Genomic DNA, 25,579 nt, shown 5'->3' on the forward strand with positions numbered 1-25,579 from the left:
TGTTGGGGGAGCCCCGCACCGTATGGTGCGGGGCTTTCCGCATTTCAGGACACTTTCCCAGGACGGTTTCCATCGGGCACCCGTGTCGGCAGAGTGGCGCCCGCCCAGCGACACGACAGCGCGCGATGTACGGGCACGCCTGTCTCGGGCAGGACAGGCGTCGCACGGGGGTCACAGGCGGCCTGCTGCCTTGAGCGCCAGGTACGCGTCGACCAGGGCCGGCGGGAGGTCTTCGGGTGCCGCGTCCACGACCGTCACACCATGCCGCTGGAGCTGCTCAGCGGTGTGACCCCTCTGTGCCTGTGTCTGCGCCCCGGCAGCGGCCTCGTACACGGCTTGGGCGCTGCCCCGGGCCTGAGCCATCTTGGCGGCGTACGGATCGGCGACGGACGCCACGAGGACCGTGTGGCGCTGAGTGAGCTGCGGCAGCACCGGCAGCAAGCCCTCTTCGACCGGCGCTGTGTCCAATCCGGTCAGCAGGACGATCAGAGAGCGTCGAGGGGCGCTGGCCATGACCGCCGAGCTGAGGCCTCGGGCGTCGGTCTCGACGAGTTCGGGCTCCAGCGTTGCCAGGGCGTCCACCACGGCCGGCAGGACGTCGCCGGCCGAGCGACCCTGTACGCGAGCGCGGACGCGGCGGTCGTACGCGAGGAGGTCCACTCGGTCCCCTGCGCGCGACGCGAGCGCGGTGAGCAGCAGGGCGGCGTCCATGGCGGCGTCGAGGCGCGTGGCGTCCCCGACTCGGCCTGCCGAAGTGCGCCCGGTGTCGAGGACGAGCAGAATGCGCCGGTCGCGCTCGGGGCGCCAGGTACGGACGGCCACGGTCGTCTGGCGCGCTGTGGCCCGCCAGTCGATCGACCGGGTGTCGTCTCCAGGGACGTACTCGCGGAGACTGTCGAACTCCGTGCCCTGCCCGCGAGTGAGCACGCTCGTGCGGCCGTCGAGCTCACGCAGACGGGCCAGGCGGGACGGCAGGTGCTTACGGCTGGTGAACGGGGGCAGCACCCTGAGCTTCCAGGGCAGGCGATGACTGCCCTGCCGGGCGGCCAGGCCGAGCGGCCCGTACGAGCGGACGGTGATGCGGTCGGCCTCGTGGTCCCCGCGGCGTGTCGGTTGCAGGACTGTGGTGAGCCGGCGTCGCTCCCCGGCCGGCACCGTGACGGAGTGCCGTGAGGAGCTGTCGCCGGTGCCTGTGGGCAGGGTGCTGGGGGGCCAGGCGTCGCGTAGCTGCGCGCGGAGGCGGCGCCGCGACGGATTCGCGACGGTGAGCTGCACCTCGGCACCGTCACCCAGTCGAACGGATGTGTCCCCGGATCGGGTGAATCGGAGCGTACGCACTGGCGCGGCCAGTGCGTAGTCGCACAGAATTGCGAGGCAGAGGGGCGCGTTGACCGCCAGCATCCCTGTCCAGCTGGGGGCGAGGAAGCCGACGGGCAGTGAGCCGACCGCGGCCAGCAGCGCGGTGCGTCCGGTCAGGGCCATGAGTCACTGCCTCAGCGAAGGTGCGGGGACGTGCGCGAGGATCGAGGTGATGACGGAGTCCGCGGTCACTCCCTCCATCTCCGCTTCCGGGCGGAGGTGGATGCGGTGACGGAGCGTGGGCAGGGCGAGGGCCTTGACGTCGTCGGGGATGACGTAGTCGCGGCCGGTGAGCCAGGCCCAGGCGCGTGCGGTGGACAGCAGGGCGGTCGCGCCACGGGGCGAGACGCCGAGAGCGAGTGAGGGGGATTCGCGGGTGGCACGGCAGATATCGACCACGTAGCCGGCGATCTCGGGGGCGACAGAGGTGGCGGCGACCGCGCGGCGTGCCGCTTCCAGGTCGGCGGGGCCCGCGGCGGGTCGCACGCCCGCGGCCCGCAGATCGCGGGGGTTGAAGCCCTCGGAGTGACGCATGAGGACGTTGATCTCGTCGTCACGGGTCGGCAGAGGGACGGTCAGTTTCAGCAGGAAACGGTCGAGTTGGGCTTCCGGGAGAGGGTACGTGCCCTCGTACTCGACCGGGTTCTGCGTCGCGGCCACGAGGAACGGCTCCGGCAGGGGGCGTGGCACACCGTCGACGGTGACCTGCCGTTCCTCCATCGCTTCCAGAAGCGACGACTGGGTCTTGGGCGGGGTGCGGTTGATCTCGTCCGCGAGCAGCAGATTCGTGAAGACAGGGCCGGGTTGGAAGGAGAACTCCGAGCTGCGGGTGTTGTAGACGAGAGAGCCGGTCACGTCGCTCGGCATCAGGTCAGGGGTGAACTGGACGCGTTTCGTGTCCAGTTCGAGGGAGGCGGCGAGAGCACGCACGAGGAGGGTCTTCGCGACTCCGGGTACGCCCTCCAGAAGGACGTGGCCGCGACAGAGAAGGGCCACGACCAGTCCGGTCACAGCGGGGTCCTGCCCGACCACTGCCTTCGCGATCTCGGAGCGCAGCGCTTCCAGTGAAGCTCGGGCCTCGTCCGAGGCGGCGGCGGTCTCGGGGGTCGGGGCACTCATGAGGTGCGTACCTCTCTTTCGAGGGCGTCGAGTTGGTCTGCGAGCCGGACGAGTGTGGTGTCGTCGGTGGGAGCCGGTCCGAACAGCAGGCTCTGCACGTCACGCTGACGGTCGGCCAGTCGAGCGGACAGGGCGGGAAGCAGGACGTGAGGGGAATGCGCGTCCCTCGTCGGCACGCCGACGAGCGGGGCGAGACGCGTGCGGGCCGCCGACCGCAGGACGGCTGAGGCGCGGTCACGAGCGTCGGCCCGGTGGTACAGGCGGGCGCGGCCCTCGGTGGCCTCGGACGCCCGGATCGCCACCGGCAGGCGCTCCATGACGAGGGGACCCAATCGCCGGCCCCGCCAGATCGCCGCCAGGACGCCGGCCACCACGAGCTGGAGGGTGCCCCAAAGCCATCCCGACGGGATCAGGTCGAAGAAGCTCTTCCCCCCGCCAGGGGTGTCGCTGTCACCGTCGCCTCCGGCAGAGGAGTCGGCAGGAGAAGGGAGGAACCAGACGAGATGCTCACGCGAACCGAGCAGTTGCAGGGCCAGCGAAGCGTTTCCTTCTTCAGAGAGGCGGTGGTTGAAGAGGATGTCGGGCGACCCCAGGAGCACGGTGTCACCGCCGGCCGCATCCTGCAGCTTCACCAGGGTGGGAAGGCCGTCGCCGGCGTAGCAGCTCTCCGCGGCGGTGCCGGCGCCGACCTCGTACCGTTCGCCGCCCAGGCGCACGGCGCCCGCGCGAACCGCCTCCGGGAGGGTGCAGGCGGGCTGCAGGACCTCGCTTTCGGACGGGAGGTCGGTGGTCACCCCGGGTGCCAGCGCCGTCGTGGACGGCCACCCGGCGGCGACCAGCACCGTGCGGCCACCTGCGGTCGCCGTGCGCTCTCGCAGCGCGGTCTGCTGGCCGTCGGTGAGAAGATCCGGGCCGGCGACCAGCAAAGTCACCTGAGGGCCCGCGGCAGCCACTGCCTCGTCGAGGGACGTGACCACCCGGGTGGACACCCCCCGGTCCTGAAGGAGCTCCGCGACGGCAAGGCTGCCGTTCCGGTCCGCGGAGCGAGGATCGAGCCGCCCGTGGTGCTCGCTGCTCCGGGCCAGCGCCAAGGCGATGCCCGCCGCGACGATCAGGGCGAGGACGAGCAGGACCCCCCGGGCCCGCGCCCACACCTGGCGGCCGCCAGGAGACAAGGACGTGCTGGTGGCGGTCACTCGGCGGCCCCCCGGCCGACGACGCCGTCCCACAGCGGCTTAGCCCGCTCCACGGCCTGGTCGAGATCCTTCACACGCTGGTACGCGTCCTGGTCGGCGGTGCGTCCCCCGTACGTCACCGCGTCGAACTCGCCGGCGGCGGCGCGCAGGTCGTCGCCGTGGCCCGGCAGGGCCCTGCCGGCCTCCGCGGCGGCCTCGTCCGCGGTGCGCCCCGGACGGGCATCGAGCACCGTGCGCTCCTCCAGGGAACGCACCAGGGCCCGCATCCGCTCCTGCACGGCAGGGTTCCACCGGCCGGCAGCCGCATGGCGTTCGGCGGCGGCCCGGTGGTCCGACGCGGTGCGGGGCGCGTCCTCGAAAAGGGCATCCGCCGCCCCTGCCACCCGGCTCGGGGTGCCCAGCCGCCACCACAGCGCAGCCACCAAGGCCGCCACCACCAGAACGATCACGACGATTCCCAGCAGTCCCCCCGGGGCGGCACTGGACGCCGTCTCGAACACGTCGCCGAGCCACTCCCAGAAGGCATCGAGAGCGCGGATCATGATGTTCGGCTCGTCCTTGCCGTATATCGGCCTGGACAGCTCGCGCTCGGCCGCCTCGCGAGCCGGGACCCGCGGAACATCGACCGGAATGCCGTCGCCCTGCGCGCGCACCAGCACACGCAGAGCCGGTGTCGCTCCCCCCGAGGCCGGCACCGCATCAGCTCCTGGGGAGGATGTCGCCGCCGGACGCGGCGGAGCCGTAGCCGGACACCCCGGCGGCGCGGGCGAGCTCCAGGTCGAGGGCCTCCCGCCGGATGCGCTGGTCCACGTACAGCAGGACCGTCACACCAGCCGAGACCGGGTACATGATCGCCGAGGAGATCACGGAACCGATACTCGTGATGATCAGGAACGTCCAGCTGAACTGCGGAGTGCTGCCGCTGAGTATCGAGGCCAAGCTTTCACTGTCCGCGAGCACCGCGATGAGCATGAACGGAACGGACACGATCACCGCCACCACGACGGTGATCAGCGTCGTGAGGAGCAAGATTCCGAAGATCCGCCACCACGACCCCTGCACGAGTCGTGCAGAACGGCGCAGCGACGCCACCACGCCCTGGCGCTCCAGCATCAGCGCCGAGTAGGCCAAGCTGAACTTGACCACCAGCCACAGCATGACGGCCAGCGCGGCGAGCCCACCGAAGATCGCCAGCAGCGAACCCCCGACCGAGCCCACGAGCATGCCCGGCACGATGCCCGCCGTCATCACGGCGACGCTGATCAGCGGCAGCAGCAGGGTCAGCCCCAGCAGCGGAACGAACCGGGGACGCGCATCGCGCCACACCTCACTGAACGTGACCGGCTTGCCGAGTACCGACCGGCTCACCACGAACGTGAGCAGAGCCGTCGTGAAGAACGACGCCACCAAGCCCAGGAGGAGCAACGGCATCATCGAGATCAGGCTGACCGGAAGAGCCTCGGTCGCCTGGTCGATGCGCTCCGACTGGCTCGCGTCCGGACTCATCGCCGGAGCCTGCGGCAGCAGGAACCGGTCGACGAGGAGCTGTGCCACCTGCACCAGCACGGACACCGTGACGGTGATGGCCAGCACGGTGCGCCAGTGGGCCCGCAGGGTGGACACGGCCCCGTCGAGGATCTCGCCCACCCCGAGCGGCCTCAGCGGGATGACGCCCGGCTTCGGTGCCTCCGGGCGACCCCAGCCGCCGTAGGGCCCGCCGCCCCCGCCCTGCGGGTACGGCCCGACCTGCCCGGGCGGCCACGGAGTCGCGGGAGGCGACCACTGGCCGGCAGGCGGCTGGTCCCCGGACCACTGGGGTGCAGGCCCGCGGTTCCCGGCAGGACGCTGCACGCCTTCGCCCTGGCCGTCGGACGGGGAAGAAGACCCGGGCGAGGCCCAGCCCGGAGAGTCGTTCACGGTCGTCCACCTCGTGGCATGGTCGCGGGGCCCGCTCGTCGAGCCTGCTCGTTCACGGCGCCCGGCCACCCCGAAAGGCGCCAGGCTGCCAGCCATCGTGCCACGCGCCCCCCACACGCAGGCCAGGGCCCTCGACTCCGCCCGTCGCAGCCCGACACCTTCAATGTCACCCGCTCACGCGGCAGACTGAACGAATGGCTGATCAGGACGCAGCAACAACTGTCGACCGGAAACCGCCGGCACCACCCGTGCTGCGGTGGGACGACCCCCCGGAGGGCCCCGTCCTGGTGCTCCTCGACCAGACCCGGCTCCCCGCCGAAGAGGTCGAGCTGGTCTGCACCGACGTGCCCGCACTCGTACGTGCCATCCAGACCCTCGCCGTGCGGGGCGCTCCCGTCCTCGGCATCGCCGGAGCCTACGGAGTCGCCCTCGCCGCCGTACGCGGCTACGACGTGGAGGAAGCCGCCAGGCTCCTCACCGACGCCCGCCCCACCGCCGTCAACCTCGCACACGGCGTACGCAGGGCCCTCGACGCCCACCGGGCCGCGCAGCAGCACGGCGCCGCCGCCGGGACGCCCGCAAGGGCCGCGCTCGACGCAGCACGGCAGCTCCACCGCGAGGACGCCGAAGCAAGCGCCGCCATGGCCGCCCGCGGCCTCGCCCTCCTGGGCGAACTCCTCCCCGGCGGCAGCCACCGCATCCTCACCCACTGCAACACCGGCGCCCTCGTGTCCGCGGGCGAAGGCACCGCGTTCGCCGTGGCCCTGGCCGCCCACCGCGCCGGGCGGCTCCGGCGGCTCTGGGTGGACGAGACCCGGCCGCTGCTGCAAGGCGCCCGGCTCACCGCGTACGAGGCCGCACGCAGCGGCATGTCGTACACCCTCCTCACCGACAACGCCGCCGGTTCCCTCTTCGCCGCCGGGAAGGTCGACGCCGTGCTCATCGGGGCCGACCGCATCGCCGCCGACGGGTCCGTCGCCAATAAGGTGGGCAGCTACCCGCTCGCCGTCCTCGCCCGATACCACCACGTACCGTTCATCGTCGTCGCCCCGCTCACCACCGTCGACCTCGCCACCCCCGACGGGGCGTCCATCGAGATCGAACAGCGCCCCGGCAGTGAGGTGACGCAGCTCACGCCCCCACTGGCGTCCCGGGCCGCGACAGCAGGTACCGGAGCAGGTGCACAATGGGCGCCGCTCGGAACACAGGCGTACAACCCGGCGTTCGACGTGACGCCGCCCGAATTGGTGACCGCGATCGTTACCGAAGCCGGAGTGGTATCACCGGTGACCGGGGCAGGGATCGCAGAGCTGTGCGCCAGGTCACGCCAGGTAACGATTAGCTAATGGGATGATGTCGATTATGAAGGGACGCGTCCTTGTCGTCGACGACGACACCGCACTCGCCGAGATGCTCGGGATTGTGCTGCGTGGTGAAGGGTTCGAGCCGTCGTTCGTAGCGGACGGGGACAAGGCGCTCGCAGCCTTCCGCGAGACCAAACCGGACCTGGTGCTGCTCGACCTCATGCTGCCCGGACGGGACGGCATCGAGGTCTGCCGGCTCATTCGCGCCGAATCCGGAGTACCGATCGTCATGCTCACCGCCAAGAGCGACACCGTCGACGTCGTCGTCGGTCTCGAATCGGGAGCAGACGACTACATCGTCAAACCGTTCAAGCCCAAGGAACTCGTCGCCCGCATCCGGGCACGCCTCCGCAGGTCCGAGGAGCCCGCACCCGAGCAGCTCACCATCGGCGACCTCGTCATCGACGTGGCCGGCCACTCCGTGAAGCGCGACGGCCAGTCCATCGCCCTCACCCCGCTCGAGTTCGACCTCCTCGTCGCCCTCGCTCGCAAACCGTGGCAGGTCTTCACCCGCGAAGTCCTCCTCGAACAGGTCTGGGGCTACCGCCACGCCGCCGACACCCGACTCGTCAACGTGCACGTCCAGCGTCTCCGCTCCAAGGTCGAGAAGGACCCCGAGCGCCCCGAAATCGTGGTCACCGTCCGCGGCGTCGGATACAAGGCGGGACCGAACTGACATGCCCCGCGGCAGCTCCGCTCCCCAAGCCGGGCACCCCGGAGCCCGCGCAGAGCGGGCTGCCGCGCCCCGGCACACCCCCTCACGCCTCACCCGCCTCCGCCACGGCGGCCCCTTCCTGACGGACGGCGCCCCCGGCGGCCCCGTCCTGCGCCTCCTGGCACGCTGGCTCCGCCGCCCCCTCCTGCCCGCAGTACGGCTGTGGCGACGCAACATCCAGCTCCGCGTCGTCGCCGCCACCCTGCTGATGTCCCTCGGCGTCGTCCTCCTCCTCGGCTTCGTCGTGATCGGGCAGGTACGCAACGGCCTCCTCGACACCAAGGAGCGAGCCGCCCAGTCCCAGGCCGCCGGAGGCTTCTCCGCCGCCCAGGACGAAGCCGCCGCAGCCGCCCGGCCCCCCGCCGGCACCGACGGCGACGACACCCCCTCCGCCACCTCGCGCTCCCTGCTGAACTGGCGCTCCGACCTCGTCGTCCAACTCGCCAGCGGAGGCGCAGGAGCCTTCGACGTCGTCGCCCTCAGCTCCGACACCGCGGGCAGCGCACCCAGCCGCGGCGCCCGAGCCTCGGGCGGCGTCCGCATCGAAAGCATCCCCGTCGCCCTACGCGAAGCCGTCTCCCAAAGCACCGACACGTACCAGACGTACACGCGCATCCAGTACGCCGACGGACAGCACTCAGAACCCGGACTGGTGATAGGCAAACGCCTCAACGACGTCGACGGCAACGCCTACGAGCTCTACTACCTCTTCCCCTTCACGCAGGAAGAGGCCTCCCTCACCCTCGTCAGGACCACCATCGCCACCGCAGGGCTCTTCGTCGTCGGCCTCCTCGGAGCCATCGCCTGGCTCGTCGTACGGCAAGTCGTCACACCCGTCCGCATGGCCGCAGGCGTAGCCGAACGCCTCTCCGCCGGCCGCCTCCAGGAACGCATGAAGGTCACCGGCGAAGACGACATCGCCCGCCTCGGCGAAGCGTTCAACAAGATGGCCCAGAACCTCCAGCACAAGATCCAGCAGCTGGAGGACCTCTCCCGGATGCAGCGCCGCTTCGTCTCCGACGTCTCCCACGAACTGCGCACCCCGCTCACCACCGTCCGCATGGCCGCCGACGTGATCCACGAAGCCCGGGAAGACTTCGACCCGGTCACCGCCCGCTCCGCCGAACTCCTCGGAGACCAGCTCGACCGCTTCGAGTCCCTGCTCTCCGACCTCCTCGAAATCAGCCGCTTCGACGCGGGCGCCGCGGCACTCGAAGCCGAACCGATCGACCTGCGCAACGTCGTCCGCCGCGTCATCGAAGGCGCCCGGCCGCTCGCCGAGCACAAGGGCGGCCGCATCCTCGTCACCGGCGACGACCAGCCCGTCATCGCCGAAGCCGACCCCCGCCGCCTCGAACGCGTCCTGCGCAACCTCGTCGTCAACGCCGTCGAGCACGGCGAAGGCCGCGACGTCGTCGTCAAACTGGCCTCCGCGGGCGGCGCCGTCGCCGTCGCCGTACGCGACTACGGCGTCGGACTCAAACCAGGCGAAGCCACCCGCGTCTTCAACCGCTTCTGGCGCGCCGACCCCGCACGGGCCCGCACCACCGGAGGCACCGGACTCGGACTGTCCATCGCCGTCGAAGACGCCCGCCTCCACGGCGGCTGGCTCCAGGCATGGGGAGAACCCGGCGGCGGCTCCCAGTTCCGGCTCACCCTGCCCCGCACCGCCGACGAACCCCTCCGCGGCTCCCCGATCCCCCTCGAACCCGAGGACTCCCGCCGCAACCGGCGCACCACCGGCGACACCACCCCGCAAGGCACCACCCGCCCGGCGACACCGCCCGGCCACCAGCACCGCAGCGGCCTCCCCCTGCCCACGCACCAGCCGCCCCCGTCCGCAGACCCCGCCGCCCTCCCCGGCAACGGCACCCGCGTCGTCGCCCGCACCCAGGGCGAACCCAGCGCACCGGACACCGGCACCCCGACAGACCACGACACCGACCAAGGCGGCCCCACGCCGCCCCCCGACACCCCGGACACACCGGCGGACACCACCGGAACCACACAGGAGGGCACCACCCGTGGGCGCTGACCACCGTCAGCACAGCCGTGGCCGAAGGGGCACACGAGCCGCCACCCTCGGCTGCATCGCCGCCCTGCTCGCCGGATGCGCCTCCATGCCCGACAACGGAGACGTCACCCCCGTCAAAGCCTCCAGGCAAGGCGACTCACAGGTACGCGTCTACCCCGTGCCGCCCCGCGACAACGCCGAACCCAGCGAGATCGTCGAAGGCTTCCTCGAAGCCATGACCGGCGACGACCCCGGCTTCGACACCGCCCGCAAGTACCTCACCAAACAGGCCGCCCAGACCTGGCGGCCCGAGGAACGCACCACGGTCCTCAGCGCCGCCCCCGTCCCACAGCCCGACACCAGCCGACAGCACGACCGCGGCGCCCCCAGCGACCCCCAAGCCCTCCTCTACCCCCTGACCGGGCAGAAGATCGCCCTCGTCGACGAGCGACGCGCCTACCAGCCACTCGCCCCCGCCGCGTACAACGAGACCATCCGCCTCGTCCAGCAGCGCTCCGCCGACGGCAAAGAGAAGGAATGGCGCATCGACGGCCTCCCGCAGGGCCTCGTCATGGGACAGTCCGACTTCCAGCGCAACTACCGCTCCGTCAACAAGTACTACTTCGCGTCTGACCGCAACTGGCTCGTGGCCGACCCCGTCTACATCCGCAAGCGGCAGGACCCCGTCACCCAGATGGACTCCCTCACGCAGAGCGTCAAGGCACTGCTCGAAGGACCCACCAACTGGCTCGAACCCGTCGTCGACTCCCGTTTCCCCACCGGCACGGAACTCAGGAAGGACGTCACCTCCCTCACGACCGACGACCGCAACACCCTGAAGATCCCCCTCAACGAGAAGGCCGACAACGTCGGCCGCGACCAGTGCCGCAAGATGGCCGCACAGATCCTCTTCACCGTCGCCGACCTCGCCTCCACCAAGGTCCAGCAGGTCGAACTCCTCCACTCCGACGGCCGCGGCACCCTGTGCGTACTCAGCGAGGACCAGCGCAGCGATTTCGTGGCCGACCACACCACTGCCCTGCGCGAAACCCCGTACTTCGTCGACGCCGAAGGACGCCTCGCCCAGCTCCGCCCCGGCACCAAGGAGAGCGCCGACCCGCGCCCCGTCTACGGCCCCTTCGGCAACGGCCAACTGCAGGTCGAGAAGGCCGCCGTCAGCCGCGACGAGCAACGCGCCGCCGCCGTCACCCAGAACGGCCGCTCCCTGCGCGTGGCCTCCATCGTCGCCGACAGCGCCCTCCCCGAAGCGATCATCGACAGCAAGGGGGCGAAGCCCGAGCAGCGGCTGTCGGCACCCAGCTGGGACGGGCGCGAGGACCTGTGGGTCGCGGACCGCGACCCCGCCGAGCCGCGCCTCCTGGTCGTTCCCGGCGGAACCGGCACGCCACGCCAAGTCACTGCCCCCTGGCTGACGGGCGACGTACGCATCGAAGAGCTCCGCGTCTCCGCGGACGGCGTCCGCATCGCACTACGGCTCCAGCGGGACGGCAAGACGACCCTGCACATCGGACGCGTCGAACGGCAGGGCTCCGGGGACAACCAGAAGATCTCCGTCGTCGACCTTCAGTCCGTCGCCCCCCGCATGGATTCCGTGACGTCCATGTCGTGGGCGGGCCCGAGCCGCCTCGTCGTCCTCGGCAAACTGGACGGCGGCGTCCAGCAGATCCGCTACCTCCAGACGGACGGCTCCGCCACTGCCGCAACAATCCCCGGGCTGAACCAGGTCACCGCCGTGGCCGCCGCGAACGACGAACGCGTACCCCTGGTCGCCGCCACCGACGACGGCATCGTTCGCCTCCAGGGCGGCGCCAACTGGCAGCCGGTGACCGACAAGGGAACAGCACCCATCTACCCGGGCTGAGCCCGCACCCTCCAAGGGCCCGACCCCGTTCGCCCGGGCCCGACCCCGTTCGCCCGGGGCCGGGGCCGGGGCCGGGTGTCGTTTCGTGCCGCGGGGCGACCCACGGGGCGTCGGCCGGCCCCCTGGGCGCGAGCGGACGCGAGCAGGCCGGTCCTCAGCTGCGACGGACGCCGGCCCTCTACTCCGCGCACCCGCGAGAACTCCGCGCACCCGCGAAGGAGGTCCGGCCCACTGCGGGCTGATGGTTGCCCCACCGGACAAGGCCGCCCGCCCACGACTTATCCACAGGGGTGGCAGCTGCCCCCGCAGCCCGCCACAGTGGACGTCATGCGGGGATGGTGGCAAGAACTCACCGGGCTGGTCCTTCCCAGCGCCTGCGCCGGATGCGGCCGCCCCCGCACGGCACTGTGCAGCGCTTGCACATCGGCACTGCACGGACAGCCCGCCACCCGGGTGCGACCCTCACCCGTACCGGCTGGTCTGCCGGAAGTACGAGCCGCCGCGCCCTACGAAGGCGCGGTACGCGCCGCGCTCCTCGCCCACAAGGAACGCGGCGCCCTCGCCCTGGCGGCACCCCTCGGTGCCGCCCTCGCAGGGGCGGTGCTGGCCCTGCACGACACGCCAGCCACCGCGGCCACCGGGCACACGACGGCAGCCGACACGGTGGCGACGAGCCACACGAGGAGGGGGAGCGGGGGACGGGGGGAGGGAGGGGGAGGGGAGGGGGCCCACCCCCGGGCCCACCCCCCGGTGCTGCTGGTGCCCGTCCCTTCGGCGCGGCGTGTCGTGCGGGCGCGGGGTCATGACGCGGTGCGCCGGGTTGCGCGGGCGGCGGCGGGGGAGCTTCGGCGTGTTGGTTCGGCGGCCGTGGTGGTGCCTGTGCTGCGGCAGCGGCGGGAGGTGGCCGACCAGGCGGGCCTTGATGCTCCGGGCCGGTTGGCGAACCTGGCGGGTGCGCTTGAGGTGGTGCGGGGGCAGGAGCGGCTGCTGTCCGGCGGGAGGGTCGTCCTTGTCGACGACCTCATGACCACGGGCGCATCCCTGGCCGAGGCGGCGCGAGCCGTACTGGAGGCCGTGCGGCGGTTGCCGCGGGCCGGTGTGGGCATCGGTGACGGGTGCCGGTGGGACGGCCCGGCTGCCGCTCCGGTCCGGGGTGGGTTCTGCCCGGGCGGGATGCGGGGGGCGTGCGTGGAGGCGTGCTGGGGTGGGGGTGGTGGTGCCGGGCCCCGGGGCGTGGGTCATCGCCTGGGCGGTGTCGGCGGTGTGGACTCGGGTGGTGCCGGGGTGCGGGCGACGGGCTTCGGTTGCGGCGGTGCCGGCCCCCGGGCGGGCTCGCGGCCGGGTAGCCCCGTGCTCCTGCCGGAGAGCGCTCCTCGGGGCGGTGGGAGGCCCGGGGAGGCGGGGGCGCTTCAGCTGTGCGCGGACAGAACGGCGTGCGCGACTGCGGGCGGTGTGGGGTGGTGCGGCGGGGTGGTGCTGATGGGCGCGGCTGTCGTTGCAGCTTCTCCAAAAGCGTTCGAGATAAACCGGAACTCCTAAGGAAAGTGAAACGTTGCAGGTGATGAGGGACCAAGGGCATCTGTTTGGAGGTTTGTGCTGGTAGCGGGTGCCGACAGCCGTCCGAGCGAGCTATGTTCGGTTGTACAGGAATGGCGAATGCCGCCCTTCACCGAATGCGCCGCCATGCGTCCGGCCGGAATCAGGACCCGGCCAGCACGTCGACGGTGTGGGGTGGGGATCTTGTCGACTGGGGAGGAGGAGGTCTAAGTCGCCAAGTCCGAGGCCCCGGTGCTCACCGGGGTCTGGTGCACAAGGGAGATGCCCGCCAGCCGGTGAGCTGGTCGGGGCGATCCGGGAACGGAGTTCTGCGTGGACATCGTCGTCAAGGGCCGCAAGACCGAGGTGCCCGAGCGGTTCCGCAAGCACGTGGCCGAGAAGCTGAAGCTGGAGAAGATCCAGAAGCTCGACGGCAAGGTGATCAGCCTGGACGTCGAGGTGTCCAAGGAACACAACCCGCGGCAGGCCGATCGGTCGGACCGCGTGGAGATCACCCTTCACTCCCGTGGCCCGGTGATCCGGGCGGAGGCGGCTGCCGGCGACCCGTATGCGGCGCTCGATCTCGCGACGGCCAAGCTGGAGGCGCGGCTGCGCAAGCAGCACGACAAGCGTCACACGCGTCGCGGTGCCGGCCGTCTCACCGCCGCCGAGGTGGCCGACACGGTGCCGGGTGTCGCCCGGCTCAACGGAACCGGTGTCGCGGTGATGGAGGAGGACACTGACGCCGTCCCCACGACCCGGATGGGGTCACTGGAGGTCCAGGGGGAAGGGCCCCTCGTCGTGCGTGAGAAGACGCACCGGGCCGCCCACATGTCGCTCGACCAGGCGCTCTACGAGATGGAACTGGTGGGGCACGACTTCTATCTGTTCGTCGACGCGGACACCAAGCAGCCGAGTGTCGTGTACCGGCGCCACGCCTACGACTACGGCGTGATCCACCTGGAGCATGACCCTCTTGCCGCGGAGAACCGCGAATTGGGTGGAGCCCTCGGAGGGTGACGGAAGGCGGAGACCGGGGGAACCCGGATACCGACGCGCACCCGTGAGCCGGCGAATCCGTCGGCGAACGGGTGAGCGGGTGAATGGATCGAGTGAATCGGACCCGCCGTACGAGCCCGGTAAACGCTCCGGGCAGAAGGTGACCGGGTGACCGGAAACGGAAGCGAACTGAACAGGGTCGGTGAGTGAGTGAGCGGCACGCTCCTCGCATGGGTCGAGCGCGATGCGGCCTGACCGGTCATGGCGGATCGTGATCGAAACTGACCGGTCCTGCATTGATCGAGTGCCCCTGGGAGCGCCTCGTGCGCCCCCAGGGGCACCCTCGTGCCACCGGCGGATCACCGCTTCGCCGTCCGGGCATGGAATCATGGCGACGCGTGCCAACGGGGCCGTGACGGGCAGCCGTTGGTCTTGACCGTGAACTTCAGGGCGCCGGCCTGCAGGGGGAGGAACCATGGCGGAAAGCTTCGGCCCGGTGCACCATCCGGGTGGCTCCGACGCCCCGGGTTACGGGGCGGCTCCGCGAGGCGGCCCCGACGACCGGGCTGACGAGGTGTCCCGCAAGGAGCCCATCCGGGTCCTCGTCGTCGACGATCACGCGCTCTTCCGGCGTGGCCTGGAGATCGTCCTCGCCCAGGAGGAGGACATCCAGGTGGTGGGTGAGGCGGGCGACGGCGCGGAGGCCGTGGACAAGGCCGCCGACCTGCTGCCGGACATCGTGCTCATGGACGTGCGGATGCCGAAGCGGGGCGGTATCGAGGCATGCACCTCCATCAAGGAGGTCGCCCCCAGCGCCAAGATCATCATGTTGACGATCAGCGACGAGGAAGCGGACCTCTACGACGCCATCAAGGCGGGCGCGACGGGGTACCTCCTGAAGGAGATCTCCACCGACGAGGTCGCCACCGCGATCCGGGCGGTCGCCGACGGCCAGTCGCAGATCAGCCCTTCCATGGCGTCCAAGCTCCTCACCGAGTTCAAGTCCATGATCCAGCGCACGGACGACAGGCGTCTCGTGCCTGCGCCCCGGCTCACGGACCGGGAGCTGGAGGTGCTGAAGCTGGTGGCGACCGGGATGAACAACCGGGACATCGCCAAGGAGCTGTTCATCTCCGAGAACACCGTGAAGAACCATGTCCGCAACATCCTGGAGAAGTTGCAGCTGCACTCCAGGATGGAGGCGGTGGTCTACGCGATGCGGGAGAAGATCCTCGAGATCCGTTGACGGCCGGGTGGCTTGGGTGGCACGGGTGGACCCGGTGCGGTAGCGGTCTCACGGGGATGACGAGGCAGCGGGCCGCGTCGCGTTTCCTGGCCGCCACAGCCGTCCTCTCCGCCCGCAGTCGCAAGGCCGCCTCCCCGGTCGGCCCTTCAGCCGCGCGGTAGCCGTCAGCCGGAGGCACGCTGCTCCCGGGCTTGCCTCTTGAGTCGTCGCCGGAGATCCCGCCGCACGGTGCCACCCCGCCGGAATCCGTGGTGTGCAGGGCCTGCTCTTCGGCTGCGCGGAGGCTGTCGGCCGAGGCCCTGCCGCCCTTCTCCGCGAGGAAGCCCGGGGGAGCCCTGCCGCCCGGAGTCCGCCCCTGTCGGAGGGCGCACCACGCGGGAGGCCCGGACCCCCGCCGCGTGGGAGCCGCCGGCCGGAGACCGCTGCCGCCCGAGACCTGTCCCCCGGAGGCCCGAGACCGGAGGCCCCAGGCCCATCCCCCGGAAGCCCGAGACCTGGGGTCGGCGACGGTGCGGGGTGCAGCCCCCCGGCCGGCCGGTGGGGGCCGGCGGTGGCGGCCCGGTCAGGACACGGCGGCGGCGAGGGGGCGGGCGAGTTCGGGGCGGTCCACCCGTTCGATCCGTACCGTGTCGCAGCCCACCCAGGTCGCGGCCTCCCGCAGGGCGCGCGCCAGGGGGGCCACCGCCTTCGGGCTGTCCAGGGACACCTGCTTGGCCACCAGGGTGGTGCCCTCACGGGCGGGGTCGACCCTGCCCAGCAGGTGTCCCCCGGCCAGCAGCGGCATCGCGAAGTAGCCGTGGATCCGCTTCTGCTTCGGTACGTACGCCTCAAGGCGGTGCGTGAAGCTGAAGATGCGCTCCGTGCGGGCCCGCTCCCAGATGAGGGAGTCGAACGGGGACAGCAGGGTCGTGCGGTGGCGTCCGCGTGGCTCGTCCGCCAGCGCGTCCGGGTCGGCCCAGGCGGGCTTGTCCCAGCCTTCCACCCGCACGGGCACCAGGCCGGAGTCCGCGACCACCGCGTCGAACTGCTCGCCCTTGAGGCGGTGGTAGTCGGCGATGTCCGCGCGGGTGCCGACGCCGAGCGCCTTCCCGGCCAGTGCCACCAGGCGGCGCAGGCACTCCGTGTCGTCCAGCTCGTCGTGGAGCAGGTCGGCCGGTACGGCGCGCTCGGCGAGGTCGTAGACCCGCTTCCAGCCCCGCCGCTCGGTGCAGACGACCTCGCCGTACATGAGGGCCCGCTCGACGGCCACCTTCGACGCCGACCAGTCCCACCACGGTCCGCCGTTCTTGGCGCCGCCCAGTTCGGTGGCGGTGAGCGGACCGCGTTGCCTCAGCTGCTGGACGACCGCGTCGTACGCGCCGTCGGGCAGGTCGTGGTACCACTGCGGGCGGCGCCGGTAGGCGCGGCGGCGGAAGGCGAAGTGCGGCCACTCCTCGATCGGCAGGATGCACGCCGCGTGCGACCAGTACTCGAAGGCGTGCTGCTCCGTCCAGTACGCGGTGTCGACCGTGCGGCGGCCCACCGGGCCGAGTCTGGCGTACGGCACCAGCTCGTGGGAGCGGGCCAGTACGGAGATCGTGTCGAGCTGGACCGCCCCGAGGTGGCGCAGTACGCCCCGCACCCCGGCGCGGCGGTCCGGGGCGCCCAGGAAGCCCTGGGCACGCAGGGCGATGCGGCGCGCCTCGTCGGCGGACAGTTCGGTGCGGGGACGCGGCAGGGTCGTCATGGTCCGCACGATAGACGCGGGCACTGACACTGCGGCGCGGGTTCTCCACAGGCGTTCCCGGGTGGGATCCCGCCCGTTCCGGGCCGTCCCGGGGCCTGCCTGTCAGGGGCGGCGGTGGGGCTCAGCAGCGTGGTGTGAGGTGAGGGGCGGGGCTCGGCAGGTCGAGGTCGGCGGGGAGGAGTGAGGCGATCCAGCAGTCGCGGCGGGTGCCCCGGTGGTCGAGGCCGGCGCGCAGGACGCCCTCCATCGTGAAGCCCGCGCGTTCGGCGACGCGCCGGGAGCCGGTGTTGCCGACCTCGGCGCGCCATTCCAGGCGGCTGCAGGCGAGGGCGGTGAAGGCCCAGTGGGCCAGGGTCAGGACCGCCTCGGTGGCGTACCCGCTGCCGCGGTGCTCCTTGGCGGTCCAGTAGCCGATCTCCCAGGTGCCGGCGCGCGGGTGGTGGAGGCTGGCGGCGGCGAGCAGGGGGCCGCCTTCGCGGGGGAGCGCGGCGAACGTGTACTCGGTGTCGGCGCGCCAGGCCTCCGGTACGTACCGGCCGACGAAGTCCTCGGCTTCCTGGCGGCGGTACGGGGCGGGCAGGGGTATCCAGCGCTGCAGGTCGGGGTCCTGGCAGGCGGCGCGGACGTCCTCGGCGTCGTCGGCGGTGAAGGAGCGCAGGAGCAGGCGCTCGGAGGTGAGGGTGACCGGCATCATGGCGGGATTCTGCTGGGGCAGGGCCCTTCGTGCGAGGACTTTTCGTGCCCGTTTCCCGGTCGGCGGCACTTTCGTCGGGTCCCGGGCGTTGTGTGTGCGGGAGTGTCGTCACCGGAGCGTCGTCCGCCGCCTCAGGCGGGCCGGGTGGCGTCCGGTGCGTGCGGTCGCGAGGCGGAGCGGGGAGCCACTGCAGGGGCGGTGGTGACCGGCGGAGGTGCGGCGGGCGCGCGGGTCGGGCGTCGGTGGGCAGACGGGACGGTGGGGGCATGCCCTGGGGCGGCAGTCGGCCCTCGGCGGCGGCGGACCTCCCGGCGTGCCGGGTCCTCGCTTACGATGACCGTTGCGGTGGGGCCCACCTGCCGCGCCCGCGTCCGTGTCCATGACAAGACCCAGTGCCAGGCCCGACCGGCAAGGAGACCAGCCTCAGTGTCCGTCTTCAACAAGCTCATGCGTGCAGGCGAAGGCAAGATCCTGCGCAAACTGCACCGCATCGCGGACCAGGTCAACTCCATCGAAGAGGACTTCGTCGACCTCTCCGACGCCGAGTTGCGGGCGCTCACCGAGGAGTACAAGCAGCGCTACCAGGACGGTGAGAGCCTGGACGACCTGCTCCCGGAGGCCTTCGCGACCGTCCGCGAGGCGGCCAAGCGCGTCCTCGGCCAGCGCCACTACGACGTCCAGATCATGGGCGGCGCCGCCCTGCACCTCGGCTACGTCGCGGAGATGAAGACCGGTGAGGGCAAGACCCTCGTCGGCACGCTCCCCGCGTACCTGAACGCGCTGTCCGGCAAGGGCGTGCACCTGATCACGGTGAACGACTACCTGGCCGAGCGCGACTCCGAGCTGATGGGCCGCGTGCACCAGTTCCTCGGCCTGAGGGTCGGCTGCATCCTCGCGAACATGTCGCCCGCACAGCGCCGCGAGCAGTACAGCTGCGACATCACCTACGGCACGAACAACGAGTTCGGCTTCGACTACCTCCGCGACAACATGGCGTGGTCGCAGGAGGAGCTCGTGCAGCGGGGCCACAACTTCGCGTGTGTGGACGAGGTCGACTCCATCCTCATCGACGAGGCCCGTACGCCGCTGATCATCTCCGGTCCCGCGGACCAGGCCACCAAGTGGTACGGCGACTTCGCCAAGCTCGTGCAGCGCCTCAAGCGCGGCGAGCCGGGCAACCCGCTGAAGGGCATCGAGGAGACCGGCGACTACGAGGTCGACGAGAAGAAGCGGACCGTCGGCATCCACGAGTCCGGCGTCGCCAAGGTCGAGGACTGGCTGGGCATCGACAACCTGTACGAGTCGGTGAACACCCCGCTCGTCGGTTACCTGAACAACGCCATCAAGGCGAAGGAACTGTTCAAGAAGGACAAGGACTACGTCGTCATCGACGGCGAAGTCATGATCGTCGATGAGCACACCGGCCGTATCCTCGCCGGACGCCGCTACAACGAGGGCATGCACCAGGCGATCGAGGCGAAGGAAGGCGTCCCGATCAAGGACGAGAACCAGACCCTCGCCACGATCACCCTGCAGAACTTCTTCCGCCTCTACGACAAGCTGTCCGGCATGACCGGTACGGCCATGACGGAGGCCGCCGAGTTCCACCAGATCTACAAGCTGGGCGTCGTCCCGATCCCGACGAACCGGCCGATGGTCCGCAAGGACCAGTCGGACCTGATCTACCGCACCGAGGTGGCGAAGTTCTCGGCCGTCGTCGACGACATCGCGGAGAAGCACAAGAAGGGCCAGCCGATCCTCGTCGGCACGACGTCGGTCGAGAAGTCCGAGTACCTGTCCCGGCAGCTGTCCGACCGGGGCATCCCGCACGAGGTCCTCAACGCCAAGAACCACGAGCGTGAGGCGTCGATCGTCGCCCAGGCCGGCCGCAAGGGCGCCGTGACGGTCGCCACGAACATGGCCGGCCGCGGTACCGACATCAAGCTGGGCGGCAACCCCGACGACCTCGCCGAGGCGGAGCTGCGCCAGCGCGGCCTCGACCCGGTGGAGACCCCGGAGGAGTGGGTGGCGGCCCTGCCCGGCGCCCTGGAGAAGGCCGAGCTCGCCGTGAAGGCCGAGTCCGAGGAGGTCCGCGACCTCGGCGGCCTGTACGTCCTCGGTACGGAGCGCCACGAGTCGCGCCGCATCGACAACCAGCTGCGCGGCCGCTCCGGCCGTCAGGGCGACCCGGGCGAGTCCCGCTTCTACCTGTCGCTGGGCGACGACCTGATGCGGCTGTTCAAGGCGCAGATGGTCGAGCGCGTCATGGCGATGGCCAACGTGCCGGACGACGTGCCGATCGAGAACAAGATGGTCACGCGGGCCATCGCGTCCGCCCAGTCGCAGGTCGAGCAGCAGAACTTCGAGACCCGCAAGAACGTCCTCAAGTACGACGAGGTCCTCAACCGGCAGCGCGAGGTCATCTACGGGGAGCGCCGCCGCGTCCTGGAGGGCGAGGACCTGCACGAGCAGATCCGCCACTTCATGGACGACACCATCGACGCGTACATCCAGGCGGAGACCGTCGAGGGCTTCGCGGAGGAGTGGGACCTGGAGCGGCTGTGGGGTGCCTTCAAGCAGCTCTACCCGTGCGGTGTCACCATCGAGGAGCTGGAGGACGCCGCCGGGGACCGCGCGGGCATCACCGCCGAGTTCATCGGGGAGTCCGTCAAGGAGGACATCCACGCGCAGTACGACGCGCGGGAGAAGCAGCTCGGCTCGGAGATCATGCGTGAGCTGGAGCGCCGGGTCGTCCTGTCGGTGCTGGACCGCAAGTGGCGCGAGCACCTGTACGAGATGGACTACCTCCAGGAGGGCATCGGCCTGCGGGCCATGGCCCAGAAGGACCCGCTGGTCGAGTACCAGCGCGAGGGCTTCGACATGTTCACCGCCATGATGGAGGGCATCAAGGAGGAGTCCGTCGGCTACCTGTTCAACCTGGAGGTCCAGGTGGAGCAGCAGGTCGAGGAGGTCCCGGTGCAGGCGACCGCCGAGCGGCCCTCGCTGCAGAAGGAGGAGGCCGTGCCGGCGGGCGCCGGGCGTCCCGAGATCCGCGCGAAGGGCCTGGAGGCCCCGCAGCGCCCGAACCGGCTCCACTACACCGCGCCGAAGGTCGACGGTGAGGGCACGGTCGTCGAGGGCGACTTCGACAACGGCGAGGCGCGTTCCTCGTCGGACGGCATGACCCGCGCGGAGCGCCGCAAGGCCCAGAAGGGCGGACGCCGCCGCAAGAAGTGAGCGGGACCGCCCGGCGGTGACCGCGGCGGCAGCACGCCGCGGCGGGCCGCCGGAAGCGTAGGCGGGGCCGGTACGCGTCAGGGGACGCGCACCGGCCCCGCTTGTGCGTCCGGCGTAGTCGCCCGGGGCGACCCCGGCCGCCCCGGGCCACTGGCCCGCCGGTGCCCCGGCCGGTGTGCGGAACGGGCTTCCTGCCGCGCTCAGGGACCGGAGCGGGCCCACCGTGGGCGCACCCCCGCCGCAAGTCGCGGGGCCGACCGCGGGGACAGGCTCCGGCACGGTGCCGGCACCCCGTAGGGCGGGGCCGGGGGCGCCGCCGACTTGCCACGGGGACCCGGCCCTGGGTGGCGCGGAGCCGCCGGACCGAGCCCGGCCCGGCTTGCCGCCCCGGTCGCCGGGCGTGACGCGGCCCGCCCCGGCCTTCACGCGTGCCGCCGCCCGCCGGGCCCCTGCCCGCGTGGACGTGGCCCGCGGGCGGCTGCGGGGGCGTGGTGAGGGCCCGAGTGGCCCGGTAACCGCCCCGGGGCTCCGGCAGGGCGCAGGGGCCCGGCCCCGGCCGCTGTGCACGTGGCAGGGCGCAGGGCCGACACGAGGCCGTCCCCGTGCGGCGCCCCCACCCACCCGGGCCGGCGTACGGGCTCGCGCCCCCGTGCGTCCTGCGGGCGAGTGGCGCCCGCCCGGGGCGTGAGGTGGCGGGTGGCGCGGGCGGCAGGAGGCCGTGGGCGCGGAGTGCCCGTGCGGCGCCTCCGCCCTTCCCGGGGCGGCGTACAGGCCTGCGCCCCCGTGCGTCCTGCGGGCGAGTGGCGCCCGCCGGGGGCGTGAGGTGACGGGCGGGGTGGCGGCCGGTGCGGGGGCGCGAGGCGACGCGGGGCCGGACCCCCGCGTGGTGCCCGCCGGGGGCGTGCGGCGACGGGCGCGGAGTGCCCGTGGTCCGCCGGAAGCGGACGGGCCGCGCCGCACCGCAGTGGGTCAGTGAGCGCCGCCACGGGTCTCCGGCGCGCGGCCCTGGCAGCTGCCCCGCGCAGGGGCCGCCCGTCGGACGTGACCCGCCACGCGGGCCGTACGGCCGCCGGGGTGGCGGACGGGCTGCCCCGGGGCCGGAATGACCCCGGGGCGCGGCCGTCAGGGGCGGGCCGAGGCGTGCTGCGCGGATCCGGCGCGGGGCGGGGCGCCGAGTTCCACGGCCGCGCAGCGCCACCTGCGGTCCTCGCCCTGCTCCAGCCGGAACGCCATCGCACGCACCCGGTCACCGCAGTCCACGCAGGCGTACGCCTCCACCACGCCGGGGCGCAGCGGCCTGCCCTCGCAGCGGCGCAGCACCGGACGGGCGGGTCGGCCGCCGGTCCTGAGAGCGTTGCCGGCGACGCGCAGCGGGTTCGCCGGGGCCAGCTGGATGAGCTGCTCGTACGCCTCCCCGACGGTGCGGCCCAGCATCCAGTGCACGGGGCGCTCCCCGGTGAGGACCGAGAGCAGCTGCTCGGCGAACAGCTCGTGCGGCGGCAGCGGTCGGGCGGGACGGCGGAGAGCCGCCGACCCCGGGGCGGCGCCGGCGGGCGGGCGCGGCGACCGCGGTCGGTGCGACCCGGACCGGCCTTCGCCGGGCCTGGCCCCGGGGCCGCGGACCCCGCCGGGCCGCCGGGAGTCGCGGCGGGCGGGCGGTGCGACCCGGTGCGGTGCGGGGGCGGGGGAAGTGCGCGGCGGGGCGCCCTGGGGGTCGGGCGGGAGGTCGGCCGGGGACCCGTTCCCTGATGCCGGGCCGCCGAGGTCCGCGGGGTGCGCGCGGTCGGGTGCCGCAGGTCGTCGCCTCGGGTCAGCTGTGGCGGGGCGCGCGGTCGGAGTCGCTTCGGTCATGGGTCCGCCCGTTTCGGTCAGCCGGAGATACCGGCGAGTAACTTCGGTCGGGCACTTCTTACGGGTCCGCGCGTGCGGCCGCAACGACCTCCTACTCCTCGCGTGGCTGCGCCAGGAATCACCTATCCGGGTGATGCAGGGCCCGTGTTTCCGGGGTGGGGCGGGGTGTCGACGGGACGTGAGTGGACCCCGGAACGCACGAGGACAGGCCCCCGAAGGGGGACCCCCGCACGTATCCTGAGGACGTCTCCGACTACGAAAGCGGCCTGTCACATGCGCGTGTACGTTCCCCTGACCCTTCCCGGTCTCGCACAGGCGCACGGGGCGGGCGAGCTGGGCCCCGGCCCGCTGACCGCCTACGCCGTCACGCCGGGGCTGCGCGAGTGGTACGTCTCCGACGACATCGAGGAGCTGGAGTACGCCGCGCTCAACCGGGCCGCCGCCGCGTCCTTGCGCATGCTGGCCGCCGACCCGGGGGCGGCGCGGCGCCGCATCGTGGTCGCCGTCGACGTGCCCGACACCGCCACGACCGTGGACCCCGACCGCAGTCTGGACCCGTCGTCGGTCGGCGAGGTCCGGATCAAGAGCGCCGTGCCGCTGGTGAAGGCGGCGGCCGTGCACGCCGACGCCGACGACGCCGAGGCTGCCGTGTCCGCCGCGGCGGACGCCCTGGGAGCGGCGGACATGGGGGACGACGACGCGCAGTTCACGGTCGACGGCGCAGAGGACCACGAGCTGCTCTGGTACGGCGTGCAGGAGATCCCCGGCCTGCTCGGCTGAGCGGCCCTGTCGTCCCCGGCCTGGTCGGCCGACGGCCCTCGGGCCGCCCGCGACGTGCTCGGCTGACGGCCGCCCGGCCGTTCCCTCGCCTCCCCGGCCCCCGCCTTCCGTTGCCCCCCGTCCTCCGCCGGCCCCCGACTTCCGCCGTCCCCCGGTCCTTCCGTCGGGCCGGCTGCGTCGGGTCCGGTGTCGGTGGGGCCCGGTACCGTTTTCGTATGGGGAAGCACAGCGCGCATCTGGTCTGGGACTGGAACGGCACACTGCTCGACGACATCGGCGCGGTGATCGACGCGACGAACGCCGCGTTCGCCGAGCTCGGCCTGGAACCGATCACGCTGGCGCGGTACCGGGAGCTGTACTGCGTGCCGGTGCCGCTCTTCTACGAGCGGCTGCTGGGCCGCCTGCCGGACGCGGACGAGTGGGCCGTCATGGACGGGACCTTCCACCGGCACTACTGGTCGCGTGCCGACGCCTGCGGGCTCACCGACGGCGCGGCGGAGCTGCTGTCGGCGGCCGCCGCGGCGGGGCGCACCCAGTCGCTGCTGTCCCTCGCCCCGCACGAGCGGCTGCTGCCGCTGGTGCGGCAACACGGGATCCACGAGTGGTTCGTCCGGGTCGACGGGCGCACCGACCAGTCCACAGCGGGCAAGGCGGCGCACATGGTGCGGCACCTGAGGGCACTCGACGGAGTGGCGCCGGAGCGCGTCGTCGTCATCGGGGACGCGGCCGACGACGCGGTGGCGGCGGCGCACGTGGGAGCGAAGGCGGTGCTGTACACCGGTGGCTCGCACAGCAGGGCCAGCCTCCGGTCGGCGGGGGTGCCGGTCGTGGACACGCTGGCGGAGGCCGTGGCGGTGGCGGAGGACCTCATCGCCTGACACCCGGCGGCCGGGTCGGGGCGGCGACCCGCCCGGGCCGTCGCACGGGGGAGGGGCCGACGTGTCAGGAGCCAGGTGGCCGCCGGGCCCGCCGCCGGGTGGCGGCGGGCCGCGAGGAGCAGCTCAGGACACGGGGGCGGTGGCGCGCAGGACGTCCAGGAACGCGCGCATCCACGCTGGGTGGTCGGGCCAGGCGCGGGCGGACACCAGGGGCCCGTCCACGACCGCGTCCTGGTCGTGGAACGTGGCGCCGGCGGACTGCATGTCGGGCTCCAGGGCCGGGTACGCCGTGACGCGCCGGCCGTCGAGCGCGCCGAGCACCGCGGTCAGCAGCGGGCCGTGGCAGATCTGGGCGACCGGCTTGTCCGCGTCGAAGAACGACTTGACGATCTTGCGGAGCTCGGGGTCGTTGCGGAGGTACTCGGGGGCCCGGCCGCCGGGGATGACGAGTCCCGCGTACCCGCTGGGCTCGACCTCGGAGAACGCCAGGTCGGCGGGGAGGGGTAGCCGGGCTTCTCGGTGTACGTGTCGTAGCCCGGTTCGAAGTCGTGGACGACGAAGCGGAGCGTCTTGCGGGCCGGGGCGGCGATGTGGACCTCGTACCCCTCCTCGCGGAGCCGCTGGTACGGGTAGAGCACCTCCAGGGACTCGGCCGCGTCGCCGGTGACGATGAGGATCTTGGGTGCCATCAGGCAGCCTCCGGGGGAGTGGGATCCATGCACACCTGTCGCTGTCCAGAGTGTCAAACTTCACCGCCGTCTTTTGTACACATACAGCCCATGACGGCCAAGGGGGTAAGGGCGATAGCCTGGACCCGTGATCAGCGCTATATGCCAAGGGGGCAGCGGAGCCCCCGGCCGGCGCCCGGACTGTCGCCGTGTCCGGGCGGGTGCTGATCCTTCCCTTCCGGTCCCGCCGCCCCTTCTCGTGACGCCTGCACGTGCGTCCCGAACGACGGCGTCGTGGCCGGATTTCGTTTTTTCCCGTCTTTCCCGCATGACCCTCCACCGGGGTGGATACCCCGCCGTGAGGCGTTGTGCACCACCGTTCACTACGTCACGCAACG

The 25,579-nt window shown here is 72.2% G+C and carries 17 protein-coding genes and 2 pseudogenes; 10 read left to right on the plus strand and 9 right to left on the minus strand.

Annotated elements, in window-relative coordinates; all coding sequences use genetic code 11:
- Positions 1-171: 171 nt before the first annotated feature.
- From BJP40_RS30100 to BJP40_RS30120, 5 genes are read right to left on the minus strand one after another with little or no spacing between them, the layout of a single operon-like run.
- The gene (locus BJP40_RS30100; protein ID WP_071283885.1) at positions 172-1,482 is read right to left on the minus strand and encodes a DUF58 domain-containing protein; all 1,311 of its coding nucleotides are present in this window, start codon (positions 1,480-1,482) and stop codon (positions 172-174) included.
- Positions 1,483-1,485: 3 nt separating this feature from the next.
- Positions 1,486-2,478 carry a MoxR family ATPase gene (locus BJP40_RS30105; RefSeq protein WP_071283887.1) on the minus strand — a complete coding sequence of 331 codons (993 nt, stop codon included), beginning with the start codon at positions 2,476-2,478 and terminating at the stop codon, positions 1,486-1,488.
- Positions 2,475-3,674 (minus strand): DUF4350 domain-containing protein, encoded by a 1,200-nt coding sequence (locus BJP40_RS30110; RefSeq protein ID WP_071283920.1) that lies wholly within the window; start codon positions 3,672-3,674, stop codon positions 2,475-2,477. Before BJP40_RS30110 ends, BJP40_RS30105 begins: the two co-directional genes overlap by 4 nt.
- Positions 3,671-4,333: a DUF4129 domain-containing protein gene (locus tag BJP40_RS30115; RefSeq protein ID WP_371258718.1), complete on the minus strand. Its 663-nt coding sequence runs from the start codon at positions 4,331-4,333 to the stop codon at positions 3,671-3,673. The genes BJP40_RS30110 and BJP40_RS30115 overlap by 4 nt, the downstream gene beginning before the upstream one ends.
- Positions 4,334-4,373: 40 nt before the next feature.
- Positions 4,374-5,321, minus strand: a complete 948-nt coding sequence (locus BJP40_RS30120; protein WP_319020098.1) for a hypothetical protein — start codon at positions 5,319-5,321, stop codon at positions 4,374-4,376.
- A 464-nt stretch (positions 5,322-5,785) separates the two neighbouring features.
- Between BJP40_RS30120 and mtnA the strand changes: the two genes are divergently transcribed.
- From mtnA to BJP40_RS30155, 7 genes and pseudogenes are all read left to right on the plus strand, one after another.
- The gene (gene mtnA, locus BJP40_RS30125; protein ID WP_071283892.1) at positions 5,786-6,937 is read left to right on the plus strand and encodes an S-methyl-5-thioribose-1-phosphate isomerase; all 1,152 of its coding nucleotides are present in this window, start codon (positions 5,786-5,788) and stop codon (positions 6,935-6,937) included.
- A 4-nt stretch (positions 6,938-6,941) separates the two neighbouring features.
- Positions 6,942-7,631 carry a two-component system response regulator MtrA gene (mtrA, locus tag BJP40_RS30130; protein WP_187703247.1) on the plus strand — a complete coding sequence of 230 codons (690 nt, stop codon included), beginning with the start codon at positions 6,942-6,944 and terminating at the stop codon, positions 7,629-7,631.
- A gap of 1 nt (position 7,632) precedes the next feature.
- Entirely contained in the window at positions 7,633-9,705 is a 2,073-nt protein-coding gene (mtrB, locus tag BJP40_RS30135) for an MtrAB system histidine kinase MtrB (RefSeq protein ID WP_079171579.1), read from the plus strand.
- The gene (locus tag BJP40_RS30140) at positions 9,695-11,566 is read left to right on the plus strand and encodes an LpqB family beta-propeller domain-containing protein (RefSeq protein ID WP_071283895.1); all 1,872 of its coding nucleotides are present in this window, start codon (positions 9,695-9,697) and stop codon (positions 11,564-11,566) included. Before mtrB ends, BJP40_RS30140 begins: the two co-directional genes overlap by 11 nt.
- 327 nt (positions 11,567-11,893) lie before the next feature.
- Positions 11,894-12,646: pseudogene (locus BJP40_RS36020) on the plus strand (ComF family protein); the annotation flags it as partial.
- A gap of 789 nt (positions 12,647-13,435) precedes the next feature.
- Positions 13,436-14,122 (plus strand): ribosome hibernation-promoting factor, HPF/YfiA family, encoded by a 687-nt coding sequence (gene hpf, locus BJP40_RS30150; protein WP_071283898.1) that lies wholly within the window; start codon positions 13,436-13,438, stop codon positions 14,120-14,122.
- 454 nt (positions 14,123-14,576) lie between these two features.
- Positions 14,577-15,347, plus strand: coding sequence for a response regulator transcription factor (locus BJP40_RS30155; protein ID WP_071271361.1), 771 nt, complete (start codon positions 14,577-14,579; stop codon positions 15,345-15,347).
- A gap of 562 nt (positions 15,348-15,909) precedes the next feature.
- Here BJP40_RS30155 and BJP40_RS30160 read toward each other — a convergent pair.
- Both BJP40_RS30160 and BJP40_RS30165 read right to left on the minus strand, forming a co-directional pair.
- Positions 15,910-17,073 (minus strand): winged helix-turn-helix domain-containing protein, encoded by a 1,164-nt coding sequence (locus BJP40_RS30160; RefSeq protein ID WP_071283929.1) that lies wholly within the window; start codon positions 17,071-17,073, stop codon positions 15,910-15,912.
- 121 nt (positions 17,074-17,194) lie between these two features.
- Positions 17,195-17,767 carry a GNAT family N-acetyltransferase gene (locus BJP40_RS30165; RefSeq protein WP_071283901.1) on the minus strand — a complete coding sequence of 191 codons (573 nt, stop codon included), beginning with the start codon at positions 17,765-17,767 and terminating at the stop codon, positions 17,195-17,197.
- Positions 17,768-18,193: 426 nt separating this feature from the next.
- On the opposite strand from BJP40_RS30165, the gene secA reads away from it, so the two are divergent.
- Positions 18,194-21,004, plus strand: a complete 2,811-nt coding sequence (gene secA / locus BJP40_RS30170) for a preprotein translocase subunit SecA (protein ID WP_071269385.1) — start codon at positions 18,194-18,196, stop codon at positions 21,002-21,004.
- A gap of 1,122 nt (positions 21,005-22,126) precedes the next feature.
- Here the strand turns inward: secA and BJP40_RS30175 are convergent.
- Complete coding sequence (locus tag BJP40_RS30175) at positions 22,127-22,438, minus strand: Rv3235 family protein (RefSeq protein ID WP_371258719.1); 312 nt, start codon at positions 22,436-22,438, stop codon at positions 22,127-22,129.
- A gap of 690 nt (positions 22,439-23,128) precedes the next feature.
- On the opposite strand from BJP40_RS30175, the gene BJP40_RS30180 reads away from it, so the two are divergent.
- Complete coding sequence (locus BJP40_RS30180; RefSeq protein WP_071283904.1) at positions 23,129-23,635, plus strand: hypothetical protein; 507 nt, start codon at positions 23,129-23,131, stop codon at positions 23,633-23,635.
- A 215-nt stretch (positions 23,636-23,850) separates the two neighbouring features.
- Positions 23,851-24,513, plus strand: a complete 663-nt coding sequence (locus tag BJP40_RS30185; RefSeq protein ID WP_071283906.1) for an HAD family hydrolase — start codon at positions 23,851-23,853, stop codon at positions 24,511-24,513.
- 123 nt (positions 24,514-24,636) lie between these two features.
- Here BJP40_RS30185 and BJP40_RS30190 read toward each other — a convergent pair.
- Positions 24,637-25,202, minus strand: a pseudogene (locus BJP40_RS30190) (DJ-1/PfpI family protein).
- Positions 25,203-25,579 lie beyond the last annotated feature (377 nt).

The sequence above is a fragment of the Streptomyces sp. CC53 genome, assembly GCF_001865245.1.
Lineage (GTDB): Bacteria > Actinomycetota > Actinomycetes > Streptomycetales > Streptomycetaceae > Streptomyces.